Genomic DNA, 23,754 nt, shown 5'->3' with positions numbered 1-23,754 from the left:
CGCGGGGGGCCCGGAATGCCCATCGCGTCTCCGCGGGTGGTTCCACCACCTCACCGGCGACGGTCGCTCGCGGTGCGCGTGTGACCATCCTTCCGGGCGGTCACGAGACCGCGCACCGCCTACGGTGTCCACAGACAACCTAAGCAATATTGCTGCCTGCCCCCACCAGGGCGTAAATTGGCTAGTCAGAGCATAACTGCAATAGTTGCGTGCATTAACTGTCTGGGTGTGTGACCATGCCGGGTGCCCGTCGTACGAAGGGCTCGAGAGCACGGTCTGCGCCGCGCGGCAACGTGGCCGACGATGTCGACAACCTGCGGATGTTGTTACGCATGACCCGCGCCGTCATGAGCACACGCAACTCCAAGGACGCTCTGGAAGTCATCGCCGAGGAGAGCAGAGCGGCGCTGGGCGCGGCCTCGTTCTCGATCAGCCGCTGGCAACGTGAGTCCGGGGTGTTGCGGACTCTGATCAACGTCGGCGACCTCGGCCCCGGCGAGCAACGGTGGCCCGCCAACGAGATTTATCCCTTGGCGGACTACCGACTGGTGACCGAGCTTTTGCGGCACGGTCGGCCCTACGTCACCTCGGTCGACGACCATCCGCCCGACTCTCCGGCCACGTCCCTGATCCGTTCGTTGAACAAGGAGAGCGAACTGGCGGTGCCGATCATGTGCCACGGTTCGATGTGGGGCGAGCTGTGGGCGACCGGAACCGCTGGTCGGCGTTTCGGCGCCGCCGACATCGAACTGCTGCAGGCGATCGCCTCCCAGGTGTCGGGGGCCATCGGCGCCGCGGAGATCTTCGGCCGGATCTCGCGCTACGCGTATGAGGATCCGTTGACCGGATTGGCGAATCGCCGTGCGCTGGACGACCGCCTTCGTCACCTGCACACCGAGGACGTACCGGTCACCCTTCTCATCGGCGACATCGACGGGCTCAAGCAGGTCAACGACCAAGAAGGCCATCCCGCCGGCGACGCCGTGATACGCGCTGTCGCCGATGTTCTGAGCGCTGTGTCCTCGTCCGTGCCGGGCGCGCTGGTGGCGCGCCTGGGCGGCGACGAATTCTGCGTGCTGCTGCCCGAGCACACGCTGGGGGACGCTGAACGCATCGCGCAGGACGCATCGCGCCAGTTGGACACCGAGGGGCCGCACGGCGTCTCCCTGTGCTGGGGCGCGGCCAGCGGTCGTCCGCTCCCGCACAACCACCAGGAGTTGGTGGCCGCCGCCGACGCAGCGATGGTCGCGGCCAAGGGCGAAGGCCCCGGACGGTTGCGTCTCAACACCCACGACGATCCGGTTCCGGCACTCCTTTCGGCCGCCAACCGGCGCCGCCGAGCGCGCCGCGCCATCGACGATCTGGTGCCCCGGTGCGTGGAGACACTCGATCACAGTGCCTGCCGGACGCTGGAGGACGCGCTGGCCATCCTCGTCAGTGAACTACGCGTGGTCGTCTCGGCGACCGGGTGGACGGTCCTCGCCACTGCGGGACGGGGCGAGCAGCTCGAGATCTTCGGCGGCCTCTCGAGCTGGCAGGACACCTCGGCGGTGATGCGCTTGTTCGGCTCCACCGACAGTTCGTATGCACTCGCGACCTATCCTGCGGCAGCCCACGCCATCGACAACGGCTCGGCCTTCGTCGCCGCGGTCGATGACCCGGCGTCCGATCGAGACGAAGGCGTTCTCCTGCAGGCCCTGGGCCACAACGCCGTCCTGTGTGTCGGGGCCAGACACGCGCACCGCGGCTACGTGCTGAAGCTGTATGCGGAGCGCCCGTTGGCTCTGCACGAGATCGCACCGTATGCACGGGTTCTAGTGCACTACTGCCTCAGCAGGTTTCCTCCGGCGCCCCGTCGCGCCTAGCGCGCCACCTCGGCGTACGCGGCCACCAGCAGCGACGGATCGGGGCCCTCCAACCGGCCGGGCTTGCCCAAGCCGTCGAGCACCACGAATCGCAGCACCCCGGCGCGCGTTTTCTTGTCGCCCAGCATCGTCTCCATCAGCTGCGGCAGCGCGTCGGCGTCGTAGGTGACCGGCAGGCCCAGCGAAGTCAGGATGTCGCGATGCCGCTGCGCCGTGGCATCGTCGAGGCGCCCCGCCAGCCGGCCCAGTTCCGCGGCGAACACCAGTCCGACCGACACCGCGGCACCGTGGCGCCATTGATACCGCTCGCGGCGCTCGATCGCGTGCGCGAGGGTGTGGCCGTAGTTCAGGATCTCGCGCAGCTGCGATTCCTTCTCGTCGGCCGCCACCACCTCGGCTTTCACAGCCACGGCACGCCGGATCAGCTCAGGCAGCACCGACCCGGCCGGGTCGAGCGCGGCCTGCGGATCGGCTTCGATCATGTCCAAGATCACCGGGTCGGCGATGAAGCCGGCCTTCACGATCTCCGCCATGCCGGCCACGATCTCGTTGCGCGGCAACGATTCCAGCGTCGCCAGGTCGATCAGCACCGCGGCGGGTTGATGGAACGCCCCGACGAGGTTCTTGCCGGCGTCGGTGTTGATGCCGGTCTTGCCGCCGACGGCGGCGTCGACCATGCCCAGCAGCGTGGTCGGGACGTGCACGATGTCGATGCCGCGCAGCCAGGTGGCCGCCGCGAATCCGGCGACATCGGTCGCCGCTCCCCCGCCCAGGCTGACGATCGCGTCCTTGCGGCCGACGCCGATGCGGCCCAGCACTTCCCAGATGAAGCCGACCACGGGCAGCTCCTTGCCACCCTCGGCGTCCGGGATCTCGATGCGATGAGCATCGATCCCTTTCTCCTGCAGATGGTTTCGGATCGCCTCGGCAGTCTGGGTCAGCGTCGGCTGGTGCAGGATGGCGACCTTGTGCCTGCCGTCGAGCACACGGCCGAGTTCGCCGAGCAGTCCCGTGCCGATGATCACCGGATAGGACGGATCTGTGTGGACCTCTACCGTCACCGGCTCTGTCACTGCGGGTCCTTTCGCATGCAGGAGGAACCTCGGCCCTTGCGTGCCGCGACGGTGGCGGGACTCGGCGGGGCTTCCGTGGAGGGGGATGCCGTCAGCGACAGCGGCGCGCGGCGCCAGACCGGACGCCGACGGCGCCGTTCGGTCTTGCCGCCGGGGTTCTCGAGCCGGGCGGCGATGAAGCGCACGACCGCCCCCGGATTGCGGTGGTTGGTGTTCACCCGGATCGTCGCGACCTGGCGGTACAGCGGAACGCGTTCTGCCATCAGCGCTTTGAACTTCTCGCCGCGATCGGGGCCGGCGAGCAGGGGTCGCACGGTGGAGCCGCCGGTGCGGCGCACCCCCTCGGCGGCGCTGATCTCGAGGTACACCACGGTGTGCCCGGCGAGCGCCTCGCGCACCCCTTCGGAGGTCACCGCCCCGCCACCGAGCGACAACACCCCGTCGTGGGTGGCCAGCGCGTCGCGGATGACGTTCTCCTCGATGCGGCGGAACTCGGGTTCCCCGTCGGTGGCGAAGATGTCGGCGATGGTGCGCCCGGTCGTCTTCTCGATCGCGTTGTCGGTGTCGAGCAGGGGAAGATCCAGGCATTTCGCCAGGCGGCGGCCGATCGTGGACTTGCCCGAGCCGGGCAACCCGATCAGAACCGCTTTCGGAGCCATCAGCCCGACGCCCGGGCGCCGTCGGCGGAGGGTTCCCGCTCGGCGACCGCGCGCAGGTAACTGTCGATGTTGGCGCGGGTCTCACCCAGCGAGTCGCCACCGAATTTCTGGAGTGCTGCGCGAGCCAGCACCAGCGCGACCATCGTCTCGACGACGACGCCCGCAGCCGGCACCGCGCACACGTCGGAGCGCTGATGGATGGCCACGGCTTCCTCGCCGGTGGTCATGTCGATGGTGGCCAGGGCCCGCGGCACGGTGGAGATCGGCTTCATCGCGGCCCGCACGCGCACGGGCAGACCGTTGGTCATGCCGCCTTCGAGTCCGCCTGCGCGGTTCGTCGACCGGATCACGCCGTCGGGGCCGGGGTAGATCTCGTCATGGGCGACGCTGCCCCGGCGACGCGCGGTCTCGAACCCGTCGCCGATCTCGACACCCTTGATGGCCTGGATGCCCATCACCGCGCCGGCGAGCTGGCTGTCGAGGCGGTTGTCCCCGCTGGTGAACGAGCCGAGCCCGACCGGCAGGCCGTGTGCGACGACCTCGACGACCCCGCCCAGGGTGTCGCCGTCGCGCTTGGCAGCCTCGATTTCGGCGATCATCAACGCCTCGGTGTCCGGGTCGAACGCACGCACCGGGCTGTCGTCGATGGCCGCGAGGTCCGATGCCTGAGGCGGCGGGCCGTCATAGGGTTTGGACGCCCCGATGGAGATCACGTGCGAGACGATCTCCACGCCGAACGCCTGGCGCAGGAACGCCCTCGCGACGGTGCCGGCGGCCACCCGGGCCGCGGTCTCGCGGGCGCTGGCGCGTTCCAGAACGGGGCGTGCATCGTCGAAGCCGTACTTGAGCATTCCCGCATAATCGGCGTGCCCGGGCCGCGGCCTGGTCAGCGGCGCATTGCGGGCGGCGCTGTCGGCGAGCACGTCGGGGTCCACCGGATCGGGAGCCATGACGGTCTCCCACTTCGGCCACTCCGTGTTGCCGATCTCGATCGCGATCGGTCCGCCGAGCGTGACGCCGTGCCGCAGGCCGGTCAGCATGGTGACCTGGTCCTGCTCGAACTTCATCCGCGCCCCGCGGCCGTAGCCCAGACGGCGACGCGCCAGCTGCTCGGCAATGTCACCCGTGGTCACATGGACACCGGCGACCATGCCCTCGACCATGGCCACCAGCGCCCGGCCGTGGGATTCACCTGCAGTCGTCCATCGCAACACGCGGCCCATTTTCGCACGACAGGTGCGCTGCCGACGAAACGGCGGCGCCGAGGCCCTCCTCGACGGCTGCGGCCTGGGGCCCTCCTCGACGGCTGACGCCTGGGCCCCGGGCCGATCCTCACCACCCGGCCGGAGAACCCAGCGCGGCACCCGACACCGCGACCGCTGCGGCCGTGCACATCGACAGACCGTGCGGGAGCGTCCCGCGGTCGCCCCGCATCACGGCGACCAGACCGAGCAACCCCGTCAGCAGCGACGCTCCGAGCGCGCCCAGCAGCCATGCGTCTGCCCCGAACGCGCCCGTGAGCGCACCGACTCCGAGGGCCAACTTCACGTCTCCGGCTCCGAGCGAGGCCGGGGCGGCGAGATGGACCGCGGCATAGCAGCCGAAGAGGGCTACGCCACCGGCCGCCGCGGCCACGCCCTCACCGGCCAGCGCCGCCCCCACCAGAATCACCACCGCGCCCGGCAACGTCAGCACGTTCGGTAACCGGCGCCGCCGAATGTCGAACGCGCACAACGCGATCAACCACAGCACGATTCCCACGGCGGTCAGCACCGCCATGATGTCCCCCACACGACCAGGCTAGGGCCGCTGAAGTGCCTGTCGCATCGCCTCTTTCGGCGCCGCCATCCCGGTGAACAGTTCGACCTGGGTGAAGGCCTGGTTCAGCAACATCTCGAGACCGCTGACGACGCGCCCGCCGGCCGCCTGCACCGCCGCGGCCAACGGGGTGGGCCAGGGGTCGTAGATCGCGTCCAGCAGCACCGGGGTCGCCGCGAAAGCCGCCGAGTACGGCGCCACGGCGTCCGCCGGAACGGTGTTCACCACGACACCCGTTCCCGCCACCGCGCCGGCCAGGCCGCGCCCGGTGAGATCGACCCACTCCGCGGACGCCCCGCACCGTTCCGCCAGGTCGACCAGCCGAGCGGCTCTGTCGGCGTTCCTGGCCGTGACGACGATGTGCTCCACGCCCCGCGCGGCGACGGCGACGACCGCCGCGGGTGCGGTGCCCCCGGAACCGACGACCACAGCGGGACCACGCACCGGCCCGAGCGCTCCGGCGACCCCGTCGACGTCGGTGTTGTCGGCCCGCCACCCGGAGTCGGTGCGCACCAGCGTGTTCGCCGAACCAACGAGCGTGGCGCGGTCGGTGGCCTCGTCGGCGAACCGCAGGGCGGCGAACTTCCCCGGCATGGTCACCGAGACCCCGACCCACTCGGGACCCAGACCCGACACCACCCCCGGCAGCTGGTCCTCGGTGCATTCGATGCGGTCGTAGGTCCAGTCGCGCAGTCCCAGCGCGCGGTAGGCGGCCAGGTGCAGCTGCGGGGAGCGCGAATGCGCGATCGGCGAACCCAGGACGGCCGCCCGTCGCACTCCGGTCATCTCCCCGGGCTCATCTGCCGAAGCTCCTCAACCGAGGCTCATCTACCGGGCCGAGTCGAGCACGCCGTTTTGTCGTGCCAGCTCGATGTTGGCGAGGTGCTGCTCGTACTCGCGGGTGAACAACGTCGTCCCCTGCATGTCGATGGTGACGAAGTACAGCCAGTCCCCCGCCGCGGGTTGCTCGGCCGCGACCAGCGCGGGCGCCCCCGGCGAGCAGATGGGCGTCGCCGGAAGACCCGGCCGCACATAGGTGTTCCACGGCGTGGCCTGCCCGCGGTCGCCGTCGGTGGTCGCCACCTCGATGCGGTCCAGCGGATAGTTCACCGTCGAGTCGAACTCCAGCGTGCGTCGTTCGGCCAGCCGGTTGTAGATCACCCTGGCCACTTTCGAGAAGTCCTGCGGCTTGGCCTCCCGCTGCACGAGCGAGGCCACCGTCAGGATCTGATACGGCGACATGTTCAGAGCGGTGGCCGTGGTGAGCAGACCGCTCTGCTCGTACTGGGCGGCGCTCGCGGCGATCAGGGTCGACAGGATCTGCTGCGGCGGCGCCGACGGATCGATGTTCCACGTCCCCGGTGCGATGAGGCCTTCGAGGCGACGATGGTCGGATCCCATGCCGTCGACCGCGACGGTCGCCCATTCGGGCAGAGCCAGTTCGGCCGGCGTGCCGGCACTGGCCACGCCCTTGAGGTCGTCGGCGGACACACAGCGGCGATCGCCGTCGAGATCCACGCACGTGGAGTTCGAGATCAGGCTCAGGATGCCCTCGGTGACCGCGTTGGTCTTGACGTCGCGCACGTCGTCGAGCTGCCGGCCCTCGGGGATGACGAGCTTGCCGACGCGGCTGGCGGGGTCGGCGAGGCGCTCCACGGCGTCGGCCGCGGGAATCTCGGTCCGGACCTTGTAGAACCCGGGCTGGATCGCCGAGATGGCCGTGTTGCCGTCCGCGGCGTCGACGAACGACTTGACGGTGGCCACGACGTTCTTGTCGTGCAGGGTCTGGGCGATCGCGGTCGTCGAATCGCCGTCGTGCACCTGGATGACGACGTCGTTGACGCCCTCACCGGCGTAATCGCTGCTCGACCCGCCGAACAGCGAATGCCACATCTTGGAGCCGAGGAACACCGCGACCACGGCGACGACCACCAGCATCGCCACCGCCGCCACGGCAGCCGTCCGCCGCCTACGCCGTTGGCGCTCTTCGCGTGCGCGCTCGCGCCGTGTCATCCGCCGCCGCGGTGGCCCCACCGCGAGCGGCTCGGCACGGTCACTCTGCCAGTCCTCAGTCATCCAAGACCTCTCCGTGTGCGGGCAACGCCGCCCGCCGCTGGTCCAGCCAGTTTTGAAGGATCCCCACCGCCGCGGCCTGATCGATCACCGATCGCTGGCCGCGGGCCCGTACTCCCGCCTCCCGCAGCGCACGTTGAGCGGTCACCGTGGTGAACCGCTCATCGCTGAGTCGCACCGGCACCGGTGCGACCCGCACTTCCAATTGATCCGCCACCTCGACGGCATCGCGTGCCGAGGTGCCGCTCCTGTCCGCCAACGTCCTCGGCAACCCGACGACCACCTCGACGACCTGATATTCGTCGACCAACGCGGCCAGCCGCTTCAGATGGCGGGTGGATCTGCGATCCCGCGCGACGGTCTCCACCGGCGTGGCGAGGATCGCGTCGGGGTCGCTGACGGCCACCCCGATCCGGACGGTACCGACGTCCACACCGAGCCGCCGGCCACGGCCCGGATCGGGGGCAGCCTTCGGATCGCCGGGCCTGTCGGGCGCACGGCTGGTCCAGTCGGTGTCGGACACGCCGCTACGTCCGGCCGATCTCCGCGCGCACCGCCGCCAACGCCGCGTCGATGCCCGCCGCCCCCTTGCCAGAACCTTGAGCCAGATCGGCCTTGCCCCCACCGCGGCCGTTCACCGCGGCGCCCATGACCTTGACCAGTTCGTCGGCGCGCAGCCCGTGCTCCTGTGCTGCCGGGTTGACCGCCACCACGAAGGGCACCGTGTCGTTGTCTCCCTCGGCGATCAGCGCGATCACCGCGGGATCGCCGCCGAGCTTGCCGCGGATGTCACCGACCAGGGAGCGCAGGTCGCCTCCGGAGATGCCGCCGGCCATCCGCTGGGCGACCACACGCACGGCGCCGATGGTCTCTGCGCCGGCGGCCGCATTCACCGCCGCCGACCGTGCACCGGCCAACCGCAGCCGACCCAATTCCTTCTCGGCGGCGCGCAGGCGCTCGACCAGCGTCGCCACCCGCGCGGGCACCTCTTCCGAGGGCACCTTCAGCGACGAGGCGAGCCCCGCCATCAGAGCCCGCTCCTTCGCCAGGTGGCGGAAGGAGTCCAGGCCGACGTACGCCTCCACGCGGCGGACCCCCGAGCCCACCGACGACTCGCCGAGGATGGTGACAGGACCGATCTGCGCCGAGCTGCGCACGTGGGTGCCACCGCACAGTTCCAGCGAGAACGGGCCGCCGATCTCGACCACCCGGACCTCGTCGGGGTAGTTCTCGCCGAAGAGCGCCATCGCGCCCATCGCCTTGGCCTTCTCCAGTTCGGTGGTGAAGCTGTTGACCTCGAAGTCGGCCTCCACCGCCTGGTTCGTGACCTCCTCGATCTGGCTGCGCTGATCGTCGGAGAGCGCACCCTGCCAGTTGAAGTCGAAACGCAGATAGCCGGGCCGGTTCAGCGAACCTGCCTGAACGGCGTTGGGCCCCAGCACCTGTCGCAACGCGGCGTGCACCATGTGGGTGCCGGAGTGACCCTGCGTGGCGCCGTGGCGCCAGCGCGGGTCGACGGCGGCCAGGACGGTGTCACCCTCCACGAACTCGCCGGATTCCACGGTGATGCGGTGTGCCCACAAGGTTTTCGCGATCTTCTGGACGTCGGTGACGGCCGCCTTGGCCGTGCCGGACGCGCCCGTGCCGGTGACCGTTCCCTCATCGGCGATCTGACCACCCGACTCCGCGTAGAACGGGCTGCGGTCCAGGATCAGCTCGATCCTGTCGGGACCCGAGCCGGTGTCGGGCCCGTCGTGGGAGACCACGGGCACCCGTTTGCCGTCGACGAAGATCCCGAGAATCTTTGCCTCGGTGTTCAATTCGTCGAAACCGGTGAACTCGGTCGGCCCGGCGTCGACGAGCTCGCGGTAGGCCGACAGATCCGTGTGTGCCTGCTTGCGTGCGGCCGCGTCGGCTTTGGCGCGCCGGCGCTGTTCGGCCATCAGACCGCGGAAACCCTGTTCGTCCACGCTCAACCCGGCTTCGGCGGCCATCTCGAGGGTGAGTTCCAGCGGGAAGCCGTAGGTGTCGTGCAGCGTGAACGCGTCGCTCCCGGAGAGCACGGTGGCGCCGGAATTCCTGGTCGCGCGCGCGGCGTCGTCGAACAGCCGGGACCCGGACGCCAGCGTGCGGTTGAACGCCGTCTCCTCGGCGACGGCGATGCGCTGGATCCGGTCGAAGTCCGCAGCGAGTTCGGGGTACGACGGGCTCATCGCGTCACGGACCGTCACCATCAACTCGGCCATGATCGGCTGGTCGACGCCGAGCAGCTTGGCGGCGCGGATGATGCGGCGCAGCAGACGACGCAGGACATAGCCGCGACCTTCGTTCCCGGGGCTGATGCCGTCGCCGATGATGATGGCCGCGGTGCGGCTGTGGTCGGCGATGATGCGGTAGCGGACGTCGTCCTGATGGCTGCCCTGCCCGTACCCGCGCGGCGCGAGCGCGGCGACGAGATCGATGACGGGGCGCAGCAGGTCGGTCTCGTAGACGTTGTCGACGTTCTGCAGCAGGCAGGCCACGCGCTCGACACCCATACCGGTGTCGATGTTCTGGCGCGGCAGCGGCCCGAGGATCTCGAAGTCGTCCTTCGACGTGCCCTCACCGCGCTCGTTCTGCATGAACACGAGATTCCAGATCTCGATGTAGCGGTCCTCGTTGGCCTCCGGCCCGCCCTCGATCCCGTAGTCGGGACCGCGGTCGTAATAGATCTCCGACGACGGACCGCAGGGACCCGGGATGCCCATCGACCAGTAGTTGTCGGCCATGCCGCGGCGCTGGATCCGCTCCAGCGGCAGGCCCGCCACTTCCTGCCAGTAGCCGATCGCCTCGTCGTCGTCGAGATAGACGGTGGCCCAGAGCTTTTCCGGGTTGAATCCGTAGCCGCCCTGCTCGACAGGGTTGGTCAGAAGCGTCCACGCGAACTCGATGGCGCCCTTCTTGAAGTAGTCGCCGAAACTGAAGTTGCCGGCCATCTGGAAGAAGGTGTTGTGCCGGGTGGTGATGCCCACCTCGTCGATGTCAGGGGTGCGGATGCACTTCTGCACGCTCGCGGCGCGATTCCACGGCGGTGTGCGCTGCCCGAGAAAGTAAGGGACGAACTGCACCATGCCGGCGTTGACGAACAACAGGTTCGGGTCGTCGAGGATCACCGACGCGCTCGGAACCTCGGTATGACCCGCCTTCACGAAGTGATCAAGGAAGCGCTTCCTGATCTCGTGTGTCTCCACGTCCTGGTGTCCTTCGGTCCAACCTGCGAATACTCGACCGCACCACAGTACCGGTCTACCTACCGGTATCCACCGCGGCCGAGACGGTCAGCCCGACACGAAGCTCAACCGGACCGACCTGCGGGAGTTGTCCCTGTTCAGGTCCACCAACACGATGCTCTGCCAGGTGCCCAGAAGCGGCTCGCCGCCGCTCACGGGAACGGTCACCGACGGTGAGACCAGGCCGGGCAGCACGTGGTCGGCACCGTGTCCGGGCGAACCGTGGGAGTGGCGGTAACGATCGTCGCGGGGCAGCAGTCGTTCCAGCGTGGCGATCAGGTCGTCGTCGGAGCCGGCGCCGGTCTCGATCACCGCGACGCCGGCGGTCGCGTGCGGCACGAAGATGTTGCAGAGCCCGTCCTGCTGGTCTGCGCAGAAGTCCTTCACCGCCGACGTGAGGTCGACGATCTTGCGTCGCGAGGTGTCGATGTCCAGCACTTCGGTGTTCACCTGCCCGAGCCTACGAGCCGGTGCGTTTGTTTAACCGAGGGTGCGTTCGTCTACCCGGGTCCGGCAACAAGAGGGACCCGAGGGGACGATGACGACAACTTCACATGGCCCGAATCCGAGGCTCGAGCAATGGGAGAAGCGCACCGAGTGGCCTTTGGCATCCGTGGCGCTGATCTTTCTGATCACGTACTCGGTGCAGGTCCTGGCCCGGCCCCCGCATCGGGTCGACAGCGTGCTCGAAACCCTCAACACCGTGCTCTGGGCCCTGTTCCTGGTCCACTACCTGGTGCGGCTCGCGCTGGCCCGCCCCCGGGGCCGCTGGTTCCTCTGGCACCTGCCGGATCTGGCGATCGTCGCCCTGCCCTTCCTCCGACCGCTTCGACTGCTCCGGCTGGTGGTGCTCATCACCGCCATGCACCGCGCCGCGGGCGACGTCATCCGCGGGAAGGTCGCGATCTACACCGCCAGTGGGTCACTACTGCTCATCTACGTCGCCTCGCTGGCCGTCCTCGACGCCGAACGTGACGAGCCCGGCTCGGCCATCACCTCGTTCGGCAAGGCGCTGTGGTGGTCCATCACCACAGTGACCACGGTCGGCTACGGCGACCTGGCTCCGGTCACCCCTACGGGCCGCGTGGTCGCGGCGCTACTGATGATCGGCGGGATCAGCCTGCTCGGCGTCGTCACGGCGACGCTGGCGTCGTGGATCGTGCAACGCGTCGCCGAAGAGGACACGGCCAATCAGACGGCCACGGCGGCCCAGATCGAATCGCTGCGCGCCGAGATCAGGCATCTGACGGAAGCCCAGGAGCGGCACAACCGGGAATGCCGGAGCGCAACCCCCGCTGATTGACGTCACCGTTTATTCATAGTCGGCCAAGGGTATTTCTGCCTCAGCTGCTCGTCACCTGGAGGAAGAAATGACCATCACCGGCATCATCACCGCAATCCTTATCGGCATCGTCGTCGGCGTACTCGGCCGCCTGGTGCTGCCGGGCCGACAGCCGATCGGCATGCTGCTCACCATCCTGGTCGGCATCGTGTCGGCGTTCATCGGCACCGCGCTCGCCCGGGCCATCGGAATCCCCGTTGCCACGAACGGAATCGACTGGCTGGAGCTCCTCGTCCAGGTCGTCGTCGCCGCCGCGGGTGTGGCCCTGGTCGCCGCACTGATGGGCCGGCGCCGGACCCCGATGGTGGGGCGCCGCCGCTCGGGCCTCATGCGCTGACATCTCGCAGGCACCGCCCACGTGATCCCGGCTGGACCCCCGACCGGCCGGGATCACCCCTGTGTGCTCACAGGCGCGGCAGCAGTGCGTCGAGCTTGTCGTAACCCTCCGTCATCCCGCCCTCCATTCCCGAGGCGAGCAGAGCGTCGCGCGCCTCGACCGTCGGGCAGATGGAGCGTCCCCGCAGCCGCGACCGGCCGCCGCCGAGATCGTCGAACCACAGGAACTCGATGTTCACCATGTCGGGAGCACCGTCGAATTCGAAGGTCTGCAGGATGAATTCGTTGCGGCGGACCGTGTGGAACGTCCCGTTGAACGTGAACGATCCGTCGTCGTTGCTGTGCACATAGCGGTAGCCCCCGTGATCGCGGAACTCCCATTCGGTGATGTCCATCTCCAGTCCGTGCGGACCGAGCCACTGCTTCACCAGCTCGGGCTCGGCATGCGCTCGGTACAGGGCCTCGACGGGGGCGTCGAAGGCGCGGGTGAACTCCATGGCCAAGGTGTCGACCGGAGCGTTGAGGTCCAGTGCGTTCGTCATGTCGGTGTTCCTTTCTCGGAGTGGTCGGTGGAGATGCCCGACAACAGATCGTCGAGCCGGCGGTAGGCGCGTTCGGCGTCCAGCCGGTAGCGATCGATCCACGCGGTCAGCCCCTCGAGCGCGGCCGCGTCCAGATGCACCGGTCGGCGTTGCGCGTCGCGGGTCCTGGTGACCAGACCCGCCTGCTCAAGCACCTGGATGTGTTTGGACACAGCCTGTTTCGTGATCTCGAACGGAGCCGCCAACTCGTTGACCGTCGCCGGGCCGCGCGACAGGCGCGCCACCAGCGCACGACGAACCGGGTCGGCGAGCGCCAGGAATGCGCGGTCGAGCCGGGCGTCTTCGTTCTCACCACTGGCCAATAATCAACCCTTCTATTGATCAATCAATTGGTTGATTAAGACGATAGGAGCGCTCCCTCGCACTGTCAAGGGGCCGGCCGGTCGCGGATCTGCTCAGCGCTTGCGGCGGATGATCGCCCGCAACTTCTCCAGCCGCGTGGAGATGTCCCGCTCGATGCCGTGGTTGGTCGGCTGGTAGTAGTCGACCCCGACCAGCTCATCGGGCGGATACTGTTGTGGCGCAACGCCGCCGGGGTGATCGTGCGAGTACTGGTACCCGATGGCATTGCCCAGCTTCTGGGCCCCCGAGTAGTGGCCGTCGCGCAGATGGGCGGGCACCAGTCCCGCCTTCCCGGCCCGGATGTCGGCCATGGCCGCGCCCAGGGCGGTGGTGACCGCGTTCGATTTCGGCGCCGTGGCCAGGTGAACCGTCGCGTGCGCCAGTGTCAGCTGCGCCTCCGGCATGCCGATCAGCTGTACGGTCTGCGCCGCGGCGACCGCGGTCGGCAACGCCGTCGGATCGGCCATCCCGATGTCCTCACTGGCCAGGATCATCAGGCGGCGGGCGACGAAGCGCGGATCCTCCCCCGCCACCAGCATGCGGGCCAGGTAGTGCAGTGCGGCGTCCACGTCCGACCCTCGGATCGACTTGATGAACGCGCTCACGACGTCGTAGTGCTGGTCGCCGTCGCGGTCGTAGCGGACGGCCGCCTTGTCCAGCGACTGTTCGATGACCTCCACCGTGACGTCCTGGCCCGACTCGGCGGCGACCTCCAGCGCTGTCAGTGCCCGGCGCGCATCGCCTGCCGACAGCTGCACCAGCTGTTCGACCGCGTCGTCGGTGACCGTGACCTTGCCGCCCAGCCCGCGAGGGTCGTCGATCGCGCGCCGGATCACCGTGGTCACCTCGGCCGGTGTCAGTGGCTGCAGCTGCAGGATCAGCGACCGGCTCAACAGCGGGGCCACCACCGAGAAGGACGGGTTCTCGGTGGTCGCGGCCACCAGCAGCACGACCCGGTTCTCGACAGCGGCCAGCAGGGCGTCCTGCTGGGTCTTGGAGAAGCGGTGCACCTCGTCGATGAACAGGACGGTCTGCTCGCCACGCACCGAGGCCTGCCGCGCGACGTCGATCACCGCGCGTACCTCTTTGACCCCCGCCGAGAGCGCTGACAGCGCCTCGAATCGGCGCCCGGTGGCCTGCGAGATCATCGACGCCAGGGTGGTCTTGCCGGTTCCCGGCGGGCCGAAGAGGATCACCGAGGCCGCACCGGAGCCTTCGACGAGACGCCGCAGCGGCGAGTTCGGTTTCAGCAGGTGGCCCTGTCCGACGACCTCGTCCAGCGACGTGGGCCGCATCCGCACCGCCAGCGGTGACGAGGCGCCGGCGACGCCGGCGGCCGGCACCGACGACTCCCCGGGCACGTCGAACAGGCTGGCGGACATGCTCCCTGCTTACACGGGTGCGGTGACGAAGTCGATGAGCTCTTCGACGCGGCCGATGAGCTCGGGCTCGAGGTCGGTCCAGTCCCGCACCCTGCCACGGATCCGCTGCCATGCCGCGGCGATGTCGGCCTGGTCGCGGTGCCTCCACCCCAGCGCCGCACACACCCCGTGCTTCCAGTCCTGCCCCTTGGGGATGACGGGCCACTGCGGCACGCCGATGCGCGCCGGCTTGACCGCCTGCCAGATGTCGATGAACGGGTGCCCGACGACCAGGGTGTGCTCACCCCCGGGTCCGCGGCGGACCGCGTCGGCGATCTTCGCCTCCTTGGAACCTGTCACGAGGTGGTCGACGAGCACCCCGAGCCGCCGCCCCGGGCCCGGCCGGAAGTCGGCGACGATCGCGGCAAGGTCGTCCACGCCGCCGAGGTACTCGACCACGACCCCTTCGATCCGCAGGTCCTCGCCCCACACCTGTTCGACGAGTTCGGCGTCATGGCGCCCTTCGACGTAGATGCGGCTGGCGAGCGCGACTTTCGCTCGCGCGTTCTGCACCGCGACCGAACCCGATGCGGTCCGTGTGGGCGCCGCGGGTCCGGCCTTCTTCGGTGGGGTCAGGATCACCGGCTTGCCGTCGACGAGGTAGCCGGGCCCGACCGGGAACGGTTTGGTACGGCCGTTGCGGTCCTCGAGTTCCATGCGCCCGTACTCGACCCGGACGATGGCGCCGACGAAACCGGTCTGGGCGTCCTCGACGACCATGCCGATCTCGATCGCCCGCTCGACGGAGCGCGGCCGCCGGGATTGGTGGGGGTTGTCGTTCAGGATGTCGGTGCCATAGCGATCAGCCACCGGGTGATCGTAGGGAGCGCAGCGGCCTGTTCGGCCTAACATCGCCCGTGTGTTGCTGAATCGGGCCACCGCCGAGGGCATTGCCGAGGCCGTGTCACGCTGGTGCTGCGGCGGTGGAACGCACCGCGCGTCAGGCCGGGCGGCACCCAGCGCACGCAGGCGGGCACCATCCGCATCGACGACGTCACCGAACTCCCTGGGGACCATCAGGTGACGGCGGCGCAGGCCCTCGCCGCCGGGTACCCGGAGGTCGAGGCGGCCCGCGCCGATCTGGATCGTCGACCTGCCGCTCACACCTATGCCATCGCGGTGTCCTTCCTGGCTCCCGACGAGCGTCCCGAGCTCGCGGCCGACGAGAACCTGGGCGCCGAGGACATCGCCGCGATCGCCGCCCGCCTGGACCGCTGGGACTCGGTGGCCGAGGCGCCGTGGACGCGCGGCTACCTGCAGATGATCGGCGAGAACGAGGCGGTGCGGGCTCCTGATCTGGCCGCCCGCTCCGGAATGGACGTGCCGCGGTTCAAGCGTCGGGTCCGGCAGCTCAAGGGCCTTGGACTGACCCTCAGCCTCGACGTGGGTTATCGGCTCTCCCCGCGCGGCCGGGCCTTCCTGGCGGCGACCACGGAAACTACCTAGTTCAGCTGCTGGCCCTGGCCTGCCGCCGGTGCGCCGACCTCGGCCAGTTTCGCCGGGTTCGAGGTGATCTCGTCGATCACGGTGTGGATGAACCGCATCTTCTCCAGAACCGGCGGGGGCAGCACGAACGGGTAGACGTCCTCTTTGCCCATCGACCGGTTCACCTGGTTGAGCGCCCACGACAGAGGCAGCCACAGATCGATCAGCGTGTCGAAACCGCTGGGCCCCAAGGCTCTCCGGTCGTAGGTCGCCGTCGCCGGGGCGAACCCGAAGGCCGCGGCAGTGTCGAGGGTGTCCCGGATGTGCAGGTAGTGGGCGAACGTCTCGGCCCAGTCCTCTGCGGGGTGCATGGTGGCATACGAGGACACGTAGTCGTTCTTCCACCCTGCCGGTGAACCCTCGCTGTAATGCCGGTCCAGCGCCTCCTGATAGTCGAGATTGGGGTCGCCGAACAACTCGACGTAGCGGTCGAGGTAATCCTGCGACGTGCCGACCAGGCGGTATTGGTAGTAGTGACCGATCTCGTGGCGGAAATGACCGAGCAGTGTGCGGTACGGCTCGTCCATCGCGACGCGCAACTGCTCGCGGTGGACGTCGTCGCCTTCGGCGAGATCCAGTGTGATGACCCCGTTCTGGTGACCGGTGAAGACCTTCTCGAACTGACTGGACAGCAGATCGAAGGCAAGCCCGAACTGCGGGTCGAGGTCGCGCCCCACGATCGGCAGTTTGAGCTCGTGCAGTTCGGCGATGAGCCGGCGCTTGGCTCTCTCGGCGGCGGCGAACGCTGCCAGCGCGATGGTGTCGGCGTCGTTGGGGCGTGTTCGGGTCAGTGCGCACGACACGCACAGCTTGGCGATCGGACCCTTTTCGACGAGCCAATTACATTCGGCGAGATGTAGATTCGCGCAGAGCTGGTAGTGGCTCTCGTCCACCGCTCCGGCGTGATCGCTCTCCTCCGAAGGCGCGATCACCAGCAGCGCCATGTCGTCGAGAGAGAACCCCAGCGCACTCTTGCAGTGCAGGCACAGCGAGTTCTCGAAGGACAGCCTCTGCCCGCAGTTCGGGCACGTGAAATCACGCACGAAGCATTCCCCCCTCATACGGCGCGACGTCGACGGAGACGTCGATCACGCTGGATTCCGAGTCGGTGTAGATGATGCCCCGCAGCGGCGGCACGTCAGCGTAGTCGCGGCCGAAACCGACTGTGACGTAACGCTCGTCCACCATCTGATTGTTGGTCGGATCGAGTCCGAGCCAGAGGTTCTGGGGTGTCCAGACCGACGCCCACGCGTGCGTCGCGTCAACTCCCACCATGCGTTCCTTCCCAGGCGGAGGGTCGGTCGCCAAGTATCCCGATACGTAACTGGCGGCCAGACCATTGGCACGCAGGCAAGCGATCGCCAGCCGCGCGAAGTCCTGACATACCCCTTCGCGCGCTGCCAAAACCTCGCTCACCTGCGTGGACACAGTCGTCGACCCCGATCGGTAGGTGAAGTCGGTGTAGATCCGCGCGGTCAGGTCCCGGAGCACGTCGATCAAGGGCCGCCCCGAGACGAAACTGGGTGCCGCATAGGCGCGGAGCTCGTCGGTGATCTCCGGTGGCTGCAGGTCGAGGGTGAACTCGGTCGCCAGCGCCCCGTCCGCGCCGACCGGCCGGGCTATCTCCCAGGGCGCCCTGGCCGACGGCCCCTGGTACAGATCGGGCGGGGGCGGGTCGACGTCGACGACCGAGCGGCTCGTGATGCTCAGGGTGCGGTGCCGCTCGGTGACGTGGAAGTAGGAGCTGATGTTGCCGTAGCCGTCGCGGCTGGTGGAGCTGTCGGCGGCCTCGGGCTCGATGACCAGTTCGTGGAACAGGCAACGCTGGCGGGCCGAGTCACGCGGCGTGAGGAAGCCACGCCCGTAGGAGCTGGTGACCACGTCCGAATACCGGTACTCGGTGCGGTGGGTCACCTCGTAGCACCTGCTCGTCGGGGATGCGGTCGGCCCGTCCGAAAACGCCGTCACGGCAACACCCTTCGTTCATGCGGCCCCCACAGCGGCTGCATATCGCCAGGCAATGACAGGTGGGTCGCCGTGATGACGGTGGCCAGCTCGCGCAGGTCCGCGTGGATCGCCCCGAGGAGCGCGTCGAGTTCAGGGCGAGTCCCGTCGTCGCCGACCTCCTCGAGGTCGGCGGGTTCGACCCGGCGCAGACGGGCGGCGATCTCGTCGACCATCCGCTCGGGACGCGACGATCCCGTCGACCCGGGCAGGGCCTTGAGGTGCGCGCGCAGACGCTCCAGCTGATACACCAGCGAGCGCGGATTCCCCGCGTCGAAAAGCAGTAGTTCCGCGACCTCCGCCACACTGACCGTGCCGGGATTGCGCCTGCGGTAGATCACCAGCGACTCGCACGCCACCAGGGTCGACTCGGTGATGGTCTGTTCTGCTCCCGGGGTGCGCTCGGTGGTGAGCGTGGCGCGCACCAGCGCGGTCAGCGCGAGGCCCCGTTCGATCCGCTTGCCGATGTCCATCATGGTCCAGCCGATGTCGCGCACCATCGATTCGGCCACCACCCCCGACAGCGCCAGCATGCCCGCCAACGTCAGACTGCCGGTGGAGGCGAGGTACGCGTCACCTTCGGCCTGCGAATCCGGCGGTGTGTCAGGGCCGTAGAGCAGTGCGCGCTCGACGGCGGCCAACACCATCCAGGTGTCGTTGGACATCTGGTCGCGCACCGCACGGGCGGACAGCCCCAACCGTTCCACCGACTGCGCCAGCGACCCGGGCCTGAGCCGGTCGGCCGTCAGCGACCACAGCGTGGTCGGGGCGGTGGCCACGAGTTCGGCGTGATCTCCGCCGGCACCGGTGTCGGTGCCGGTGACCATGCCGAGTGCGGTCAGCAGCACCGGTACGCATTCACTTCCGTCCGTCGTTCGGCGGTAACGGTATTCGTGATAGCGCTCGCGGGTCACCGTCAGCAGCCGGGCCATGTGCTCGGCACGCTCGGCGTAACGCCCGATCCAGAAGAGATCGGAGAGCACACGCGGCGAGCTGATTTCCTGCGTGGGGCTGGAGATGGCCGCGACGGGCACCCGGGCCGTTTCGGAACCGGTGAGTTCGGCGGGTGTCGTCGGGACGATCTTCTCGGCGGTGACCCGGCTCGGCGTGCGTATCCAGACATCCTTGGCGGCAACGGTTTCGAGCCGGAACGCTGCGGCGCCGGGCGCCAGCAGATAGCCCAGGCCGCCGATCATCGGCGCGTAACCGCCACGCTGGGACACCGTGAACAGCCGCATGCCCACACTGGACGATGACAGTCCGCCGGGTAGGAAATCCGAGGGCGCGGAGGAGAATTGGGGCATCTCCTGACCCACCCACTGCCATGGCGTGGCCGCGATACGTGCCGCCAGCGCTTCCCGGCGTGCCGCGGAGAGTTCGGGGCCGACGATGGGGTGTCCCCCGGTGACCGGCCTGATCAACAGCGACGACAGGTGAGCCAGCAGGTGTGACCTCTCGACGTCGATGCCACCCCAGTACAGCGGCGCGGTCGGCAGCAGCGGGACCTCGCCGACCAGCTTCTCGGTCAGTTGGGGCAGAAACCGCAGAACCCCAGGGCTTTCCAGGATCCCGCTGCCCAGCGTGTTGACGACCGTGACGGTGCCGCGCCGCAGCGCCTCGACCAGACCGACCACGCCCAGCCGCGAATCCGGCCGCAGGTCGAGCGGATCGGCGTACTCGGCGTCCACGCGGCGCAGCACCACATCCACCCGCTTGAGGGTGCCCATCGACCGCATCCACACCGTGCCGTCGCGGACCACCAGATCGGCGCTCTCCACGAGTGGCACACCGAGCACGCCTGCCAGGTAGGCCTGGTCGAAGGCGGTCTCGGAATGAATGCCGGGGCTCAGCACCACCACCCTGGGCTCCTCCGCGGCTTCCGGGGCGGCGTCGACGAGCGCCAGGCGCAGCGCCTGGGCCCAGGGCGAGGCGGGCCGCGGGCCGATCTGTTCGTAGAGGTCGGGGACCGCGTGCGCGATCACCCTCCGGTCGGCCAGGGCGTATCCGGCGCCCGACGGCGCCTGCGTCCAGTCGGCGTTGACCGTGAACCCCCCGCCGGGATCTCGGCTGACATCGCAGCCGTGCAGGAAAAGCTGGTGGCGGCCCGGGATCTCGATCCCTCGCGCTGCCCGCACGTAGCCGGGGTGGGAGAAGAGCAGCTGCGGGGGCAGAACGCCGCCGGTGATCAGGCGCTGCTCGCCGTACAGATCGGTCAGCACCGCGTCCAGCAGCCGCGACCGCTGGACGAGCCCGGCCTCGAGGTCGTTCCAGTCCGACGCCGAGATCACCAGCGGCAGCGCGTCGAGCTGCCACGGCCCCGGGGCCGTCCCGCCGTCGCCGCCGGCCGGGCCGTGCCGCTCGGTCTGGACGTAGGTGATGCCGTCGTTGTCGACCAGGCTGCGTACGACGGCACGCAGCCGGTCCAGCCCGTCGCGGCCGCGGTCCCGGATGCAGTCGGCGACCTCCTGCCAGGCCGGCCTGACATGCCCTGCGGAGTCCAGAATTTCGTCGTACCCGGTGACCGGGCCGCTGAAATGCGGCTGGATCTCGAACAGCGCCTGCTGTGCCCGCATGGCGAGGTACGGCGCCAGCGGGTTGTCGGCGTCGGCCGGTCCGACGCGTGCGTGCGACGCCGGGGGGCTTGCGGGGAAGGCCATTACTGCAGAACGGTACGCACTCGCCGCACGTCCAGGATCCCCGGTGCGCCCACGTCCGTGGACTGGCGGGCCTGCTTCTCCCCCAGGCCCGTCGTGTAGCCGGTGCGATGCTCCAGCACCACCGTGAACCCCATAGCGGTAGATCCCACCACACCGGGCTTCGCGGTGCAGGTCGCACCGGGCGGGGTCTAGCTGTCGGCGGCGGCGCCCTCACCGGACGTGGCCTCGGAAGGCGTCTCGACGTCGGCTCCCGGGGATTGCGCTGCGTCGGCGTCATTCCCGAGGCCTGCTGCGGCATCGCCCTCAGGTGCGTCGTCCTTGAGGGCCGCCTCCTCGAGCGCCGCCTCCCCGAGCGCTGCGTCGTCGAGGGTCGCCCCGTCGTGCGCGGCGTCATCGGTGATGTCCTCGGCGGCGCCGCCCACGTCACGACTGGCCTCGTCGACCACGTCGTCGTCGGGGGCCGTCTCGTGGTCGGGCGCACCGGCGGTCGTGCGACCGGGGAACTGCCGGCCGCCCTCGCCGTCGCGGTCGTCGGTGGCGAGTTCAGGTGCGGCCCCTGCCGAGAAGGTCTCCGCGGCCGGCCCGGGAGCCCCCGGCAGGGTTGCCGGGATGTCGAACGTCCAGTACTTGCGCTGGGACGCCCAGTTCCGCTTGTAGGCACTGTCGATGATCGGGCGCAGCATCTTTTCCAGCGCCGCGGTGAAGTTCGGGTCCCAGACGTCGCTTTCGTACATGTCGTGGAGCAGCGGCAGCCGCGAAGCAGGGACGACGACGGTGGTCGTCGTCCCGCCCAGGGAATTCTCGTCGACCCGGTAGTACACCGGATTGTGGGCGACGTCGTAGAACGCCGCATCGACATGAAGCAGCTCGGCGCCGCGAGCGGCGTTCATCAGCGCGAGAATGTTGAAGGGGTTGTCCGGGAAGTCGGCGATGCCGTCGTATTCGGCGGACACGATCAGAATGTCGTAGGGCGTCTCGGGCACGGGTTGGTATTTCGTCCCGATGAAGAACGTCCTGCCCGGCGCACCGTAGATCGCGACGTTCATGTCGTCGGCCGACGGCGGGGTGATGCCGTCCTCGGTGTTCTGTGCGTCCTCCATCAAGCGGTAGAGCACGTCCACCACGGACGGCGCCCCCTTGGACACACCGCCGATCGTCAAAGGTGTGCCTTTGGTGTCGAGGTGGGCGTAGATCGCGTCGTAGAGGTTGTTGGAGCCCTCCGGCACCGAGACGGCGAACTCCGCCTCGCCGGGGAACGGGACGCTGGTGCGTTGCTCGTAGGCGGCGAAGTAGCCGCCGAATGCCGTGCGCATCTGTTCCTCGGTCAACCGTGCGTACTGTCCGCGCCCGCCGAGGAGCAACGCCGTCGCGCCGTTACATGCTCCTCCGACCTGACCGCATGCCACGACAGCGGCACCGGATGCGCCAGTAGTAGCGTTGGCAAATATAGCTGACAAAACAACAAGTCCACCGACCGCGAGAGCAGTCTTGGCATGATTTCGCGCCGAACGCGCCATCAGTCCCCCTCAGGACTTCTTCAGCAGGCCGGCGGGCCTACTCCCCGCGTCGCATCGTACATCTTTGTGTGCACAGCAATGCATTTTCAGCAAACGCTGATGACTTCACTGGCGGGGGGCCGCAGCGGCGTGCGCCACAACCTCAAAGTGGCTAAGTTCGGCGACCGACATAGCCCGAGGGCACCGGCGGAGCCCTGGACGTTGAAAAGAGGAGACGTCAGGTTTGCGCGATACGCGGAATGATGTTGCGGCGCGGCCGCAGAACCAGGACGAGCACCCCGGCGAGCACGATGCCGACGAGGTTCACCCCGAGTTGCGTCAGCGACCGGGCGGCGACCCCCCAGTCGCCCAGAATGGCCGCGACGGCAGCGAAACCTGCTGCAGGCACCGTGGTCACCGAGATGAAGACGCCGACGAGGGCCGCCGACCTCGATGACATGAGCGAGAGCATGCCCGCGGCACCCGCCAGCAAGGCGACCACGAAGGAGGCGGGCCCCACCCGGAAGATGAAGTCGGCGTCGTGGATGTTGCGCACGGTGTCCAGGCTCAGCCAACCGACCGCCTGCCCGGCCAGCGCCAGCACCGCAGTGACGCCGACCGCGATGGGGAAGCCCGCCAGAAGCGCAAACGCGGCGCGCCGGGCCAGGTCGGCGCGCCGCTGCACCAGCGCCACCGACACCGCGGCGAGCGGGCCGAATTCGGGGCCGAGGACCATCGCGCCGACCACCGTGACCATGGAATCAGTGAGCGCGCCGATGGCGGCCAGGAGGCATGCCACGGTCAGGAACAGCACGAAGGTGACCGACAACGTCGAGTCCTCCCGGGTGCGCGTGATCAGCTCGTCCCAGACGAGGGCGTCGGCGGGATCGCCTGCGGCCTCGTCCTCGGCGGCGTGCGCCCGCGTCGACAGAACGGTGTCCAGAACGGTCAGCGTGATCGCACCACGATGCTGGGCATCGAGGCGCTTCAGCTCGCGGATGACGTCGTTGGCGCATTCGCGGGCAATGTCGGCGGCGACGACGTCGCCGGGCGGGTCGATCGCGGCGCCGGGGTGGACGAGGATGTGGGCGACCCCCACCTCCCGCCGCAGCACGTCGAGGACGTCGTCGCGCATGTCCCCCGGGACGATCACGCGCAAGTGCAGCACCGCCGCACGGTAACCGCCTCCTGGACCCGACATGAACGAATGCCCGCTAAATGTGGGCACTCCACACGATCGTGTTATAGATTCACATCACGGACAGCGCGACCCCCGGATAATCGGTAATTGCGCGTCCGGAATGTGAATTTT

General features: G+C 68.8%; 23 protein-coding genes. 4 read left to right on the top strand and 19 right to left on the bottom strand.

Annotation, left to right across the window (positions count from 1 at the left end):
• Positions 1 to 332 precede the first annotated feature (332 nt).
• A complete protein-coding gene (locus FHR72_RS09440; RefSeq protein ID WP_183467664.1) occupies positions 333 to 1,865 on the top strand; it encodes a GGDEF domain-containing protein in 1,533 nt (510 codons plus the stop codon).
• On the opposite strand, the gene aroB is transcribed toward FHR72_RS09440, so the two are convergent.
• From aroB to FHR72_RS09395, 9 genes are all read right to left on the bottom strand, one after another.
• A complete protein-coding gene (gene aroB, locus FHR72_RS09435; RefSeq protein ID WP_183467663.1) occupies positions 1,862 to 2,938 on the bottom strand; it encodes a 3-dehydroquinate synthase in 1,077 nt (358 codons plus the stop codon). The genes FHR72_RS09440 and aroB overlap by 4 nt on opposite strands.
• Positions 2,935 to 3,597 carry a shikimate kinase gene (locus FHR72_RS09430; protein WP_183467662.1) on the bottom strand — a complete coding sequence of 221 codons (663 nt, stop codon included), beginning with the start codon at positions 3,595 to 3,597 and terminating at the stop codon, positions 2,935 to 2,937. The genes aroB and FHR72_RS09430 overlap by 4 nt, the downstream gene beginning before the upstream one ends.
• Complete coding sequence (gene aroC, locus FHR72_RS09425; RefSeq protein ID WP_183467661.1) at positions 3,597 to 4,811, bottom strand: chorismate synthase; 1,215 nt, start codon at positions 4,809 to 4,811, stop codon at positions 3,597 to 3,599. The genes FHR72_RS09430 and aroC overlap by 1 nt, the downstream gene beginning before the upstream one ends.
• Positions 4,812 to 4,929: 118 nt before the next feature.
• Positions 4,930 to 5,376, bottom strand: a complete 447-nt coding sequence (locus FHR72_RS09420) for an A24 family peptidase (RefSeq protein WP_183467871.1) — start codon at positions 5,374 to 5,376, stop codon at positions 4,930 to 4,932.
• Between the two features lie 21 nt (positions 5,377 to 5,397).
• Positions 5,398 to 6,201 carry a shikimate dehydrogenase gene (locus FHR72_RS09415; protein ID WP_183467660.1) on the bottom strand — a complete coding sequence of 268 codons (804 nt, stop codon included), beginning with the start codon at positions 6,199 to 6,201 and terminating at the stop codon, positions 5,398 to 5,400.
• Positions 6,202 to 6,243: 42 nt separating this feature from the next.
• Positions 6,244 to 7,491: an endolytic transglycosylase MltG gene (mltG, locus tag FHR72_RS09410; RefSeq protein WP_183467659.1), complete on the bottom strand. Its 1,248-nt coding sequence runs from the start codon at positions 7,489 to 7,491 to the stop codon at positions 6,244 to 6,246.
• Positions 7,484 to 8,011, bottom strand: coding sequence for a Holliday junction resolvase RuvX (gene ruvX, locus FHR72_RS09405; RefSeq protein WP_183467658.1), 528 nt, complete (start codon positions 8,009 to 8,011; stop codon positions 7,484 to 7,486). Before ruvX ends, mltG begins: the two co-directional genes overlap by 8 nt.
• A 4-nt stretch (positions 8,012 to 8,015) precedes the next feature.
• Positions 8,016 to 10,718 carry an alanine--tRNA ligase gene (gene alaS, locus FHR72_RS09400; protein WP_183467657.1) on the bottom strand — a complete coding sequence of 901 codons (2,703 nt, stop codon included), beginning with the start codon at positions 10,716 to 10,718 and terminating at the stop codon, positions 8,016 to 8,018.
• Between the two features lie 87 nt (positions 10,719 to 10,805).
• A complete protein-coding gene (locus FHR72_RS09395) occupies positions 10,806 to 11,207 on the bottom strand; it encodes a secondary thiamine-phosphate synthase enzyme YjbQ (RefSeq protein WP_183467656.1) in 402 nt (133 codons plus the stop codon).
• Positions 11,208 to 11,295: 88 nt separating this feature from the next.
• Between FHR72_RS09395 and FHR72_RS09390 the strand changes: the two genes are divergently transcribed.
• Together FHR72_RS09390 and FHR72_RS09385 are read left to right on the top strand one after the other, a co-directional pair.
• Positions 11,296 to 12,060: a potassium channel family protein gene (locus FHR72_RS09390; RefSeq protein ID WP_183467655.1), complete on the top strand. Its 765-nt coding sequence runs from the start codon at positions 11,296 to 11,298 to the stop codon at positions 12,058 to 12,060.
• A 67-nt stretch (positions 12,061 to 12,127) separates the two neighbouring features.
• A complete protein-coding gene (locus FHR72_RS09385) occupies positions 12,128 to 12,436 on the top strand; it encodes a GlsB/YeaQ/YmgE family stress response membrane protein (protein ID WP_183467654.1) in 309 nt (102 codons plus the stop codon).
• Positions 12,437 to 12,503: 67 nt separating this feature from the next.
• Here the strand turns inward: FHR72_RS09385 and FHR72_RS09380 are convergent, their stop codons facing one another.
• From FHR72_RS09380 to FHR72_RS09365, 4 genes are all read right to left on the bottom strand, one after another.
• Positions 12,504 to 12,977, bottom strand: coding sequence for an SRPBCC family protein (locus tag FHR72_RS09380; protein WP_183467653.1), 474 nt, complete (start codon positions 12,975 to 12,977; stop codon positions 12,504 to 12,506).
• Positions 12,974 to 13,339, bottom strand: coding sequence for an ArsR/SmtB family transcription factor (locus tag FHR72_RS09375; RefSeq protein WP_183467652.1), 366 nt, complete (start codon positions 13,337 to 13,339; stop codon positions 12,974 to 12,976). Before FHR72_RS09375 ends, FHR72_RS09380 begins: the two co-directional genes overlap by 4 nt.
• A gap of 93 nt (positions 13,340 to 13,432) precedes the next feature.
• Positions 13,433 to 14,761, bottom strand: a complete 1,329-nt coding sequence (locus FHR72_RS09370; RefSeq protein WP_183467651.1) for a replication-associated recombination protein A — start codon at positions 14,759 to 14,761, stop codon at positions 13,433 to 13,435.
• A 9-nt stretch (positions 14,762 to 14,770) separates the two neighbouring features.
• Positions 14,771 to 15,610 carry a DUF3097 domain-containing protein gene (locus tag FHR72_RS09365; RefSeq protein WP_183467650.1) on the bottom strand — a complete coding sequence of 280 codons (840 nt, stop codon included), beginning with the start codon at positions 15,608 to 15,610 and terminating at the stop codon, positions 14,771 to 14,773.
• 102 nt (positions 15,611 to 15,712) lie between these two features.
• Between FHR72_RS09365 and FHR72_RS09360 the strand changes: the two genes are divergently transcribed.
• Positions 15,713 to 16,246 (top strand): hypothetical protein, encoded by a 534-nt coding sequence (locus tag FHR72_RS09360; protein ID WP_260155938.1) that lies wholly within the window; start codon positions 15,713 to 15,715, stop codon positions 16,244 to 16,246.
• Here FHR72_RS09360 and FHR72_RS09355 read toward each other — a convergent pair.
• The 6 genes from FHR72_RS09355 to FHR72_RS09335 all read right to left on the bottom strand — a co-directional run bounded on the left by FHR72_RS09355 (position 16,243) and on the right by FHR72_RS09335 (position 23,610).
• Positions 16,243 to 17,328 carry a zinc-binding metallopeptidase family protein gene (locus FHR72_RS09355; RefSeq protein WP_183467649.1) on the bottom strand — a complete coding sequence of 362 codons (1,086 nt, stop codon included), beginning with the start codon at positions 17,326 to 17,328 and terminating at the stop codon, positions 16,243 to 16,245. The two genes, FHR72_RS09360 and FHR72_RS09355, sit on opposite strands and share 4 nt — an antisense overlap.
• On the bottom strand, positions 17,321 to 18,253 hold the full coding sequence (locus FHR72_RS09350) for a transglutaminase family protein (RefSeq protein ID WP_183467648.1): 933 nt from the start codon (positions 18,251 to 18,253) through the stop codon (positions 17,321 to 17,323). Before FHR72_RS09350 ends, FHR72_RS09355 begins: the two co-directional genes overlap by 8 nt.
• Positions 18,250 to 20,946 (bottom strand): circularly permuted type 2 ATP-grasp protein, encoded by a 2,697-nt coding sequence (locus FHR72_RS09345; protein ID WP_183467647.1) that lies wholly within the window; start codon positions 20,944 to 20,946, stop codon positions 18,250 to 18,252. The genes FHR72_RS09350 and FHR72_RS09345 overlap by 4 nt, the downstream gene beginning before the upstream one ends.
• Positions 20,946 to 21,080 (bottom strand): hypothetical protein, encoded by a 135-nt coding sequence (locus FHR72_RS26515; RefSeq protein ID WP_260155937.1) that lies wholly within the window; start codon positions 21,078 to 21,080, stop codon positions 20,946 to 20,948. The genes FHR72_RS09345 and FHR72_RS26515 overlap by 1 nt, the downstream gene beginning before the upstream one ends.
• A gap of 54 nt (positions 21,081 to 21,134) precedes the next feature.
• Positions 21,135 to 22,274, bottom strand: a complete 1,140-nt coding sequence (locus FHR72_RS09340) for a PE-PPE domain-containing protein (RefSeq protein ID WP_183467646.1) — start codon at positions 22,272 to 22,274, stop codon at positions 21,135 to 21,137.
• A 406-nt stretch (positions 22,275 to 22,680) separates the two neighbouring features.
• Positions 22,681 to 23,610: a DUF389 domain-containing protein gene (locus FHR72_RS09335; protein WP_183467645.1), complete on the bottom strand. Its 930-nt coding sequence runs from the start codon at positions 23,608 to 23,610 to the stop codon at positions 22,681 to 22,683.
• Positions 23,611 to 23,754 lie beyond the last annotated feature (144 nt).

Origin of the sequence: Mycolicibacterium iranicum (assembly GCF_014190915.1) — a bacterium.
Lineage (GTDB): Bacteria > Actinomycetota > Actinomycetes > Mycobacteriales > Mycobacteriaceae > Mycobacterium > Mycobacterium iranicum_B.
The sequence above is the reverse complement of the archived record's forward strand: the minus strand, read 5'-3'. Positions and strand labels throughout refer to the sequence as shown.

Bases quoted from the DNA above. Each gene is read 5' to 3' on its own strand.
- FHR72_RS26515 (WP_260155937.1), bottom strand. From the start codon at position 21,080: ATGGGGTTCACGGTGGTGCTGGAGCATCGCACCGGCTACACGACGGGC.
- FHR72_RS09440 (WP_183467664.1), top strand. From the start codon at position 333: ATGACCCGCGCCGTCATGAGCACACGCAACTCCAAGGACGCTCTGGAA.
- FHR72_RS09415 (WP_183467660.1), bottom strand. From the start codon at position 6,201: ATGACCGGAGTGCGACGGGCGGCCGTCCTGGGTTCGCCGATCGCGCAT.
- FHR72_RS09430 (WP_183467662.1), bottom strand. From the start codon at position 3,597: ATGGCTCCGAAAGCGGTTCTGATCGGGTTGCCCGGCTCGGGCAAGTCC.
- FHR72_RS09380 (WP_183467653.1), bottom strand. From the start codon at position 12,977: ATGACGAACGCACTGGACCTCAACGCTCCGGTCGACACCTTGGCCATG.
- FHR72_RS09345 (WP_183467647.1), bottom strand. From the start codon at position 20,946: ATGGCCTTCCCCGCAAGCCCCCCGGCGTCGCACGCACGCGTCGGACCG.
- mltG (WP_183467659.1), bottom strand. From the start codon at position 7,491: ATGACTGAGGACTGGCAGAGTGACCGTGCCGAGCCGCTCGCGGTGGGG.
- FHR72_RS09385 (WP_183467654.1), top strand. From the start codon at position 12,128: ATGACCATCACCGGCATCATCACCGCAATCCTTATCGGCATCGTCGTC.
- FHR72_RS09390 (WP_183467655.1), top strand. From the start codon at position 11,296: ATGACGACAACTTCACATGGCCCGAATCCGAGGCTCGAGCAATGGGAG.
- FHR72_RS09420 (WP_183467871.1), bottom strand. From the start codon at position 5,376: ATGGCGGTGCTGACCGCCGTGGGAATCGTGCTGTGGTTGATCGCGTTG.
- FHR72_RS09370 (WP_183467651.1), bottom strand. From the start codon at position 14,761: ATGTCCGCCAGCCTGTTCGACGTGCCCGGGGAGTCGTCGGTGCCGGCC.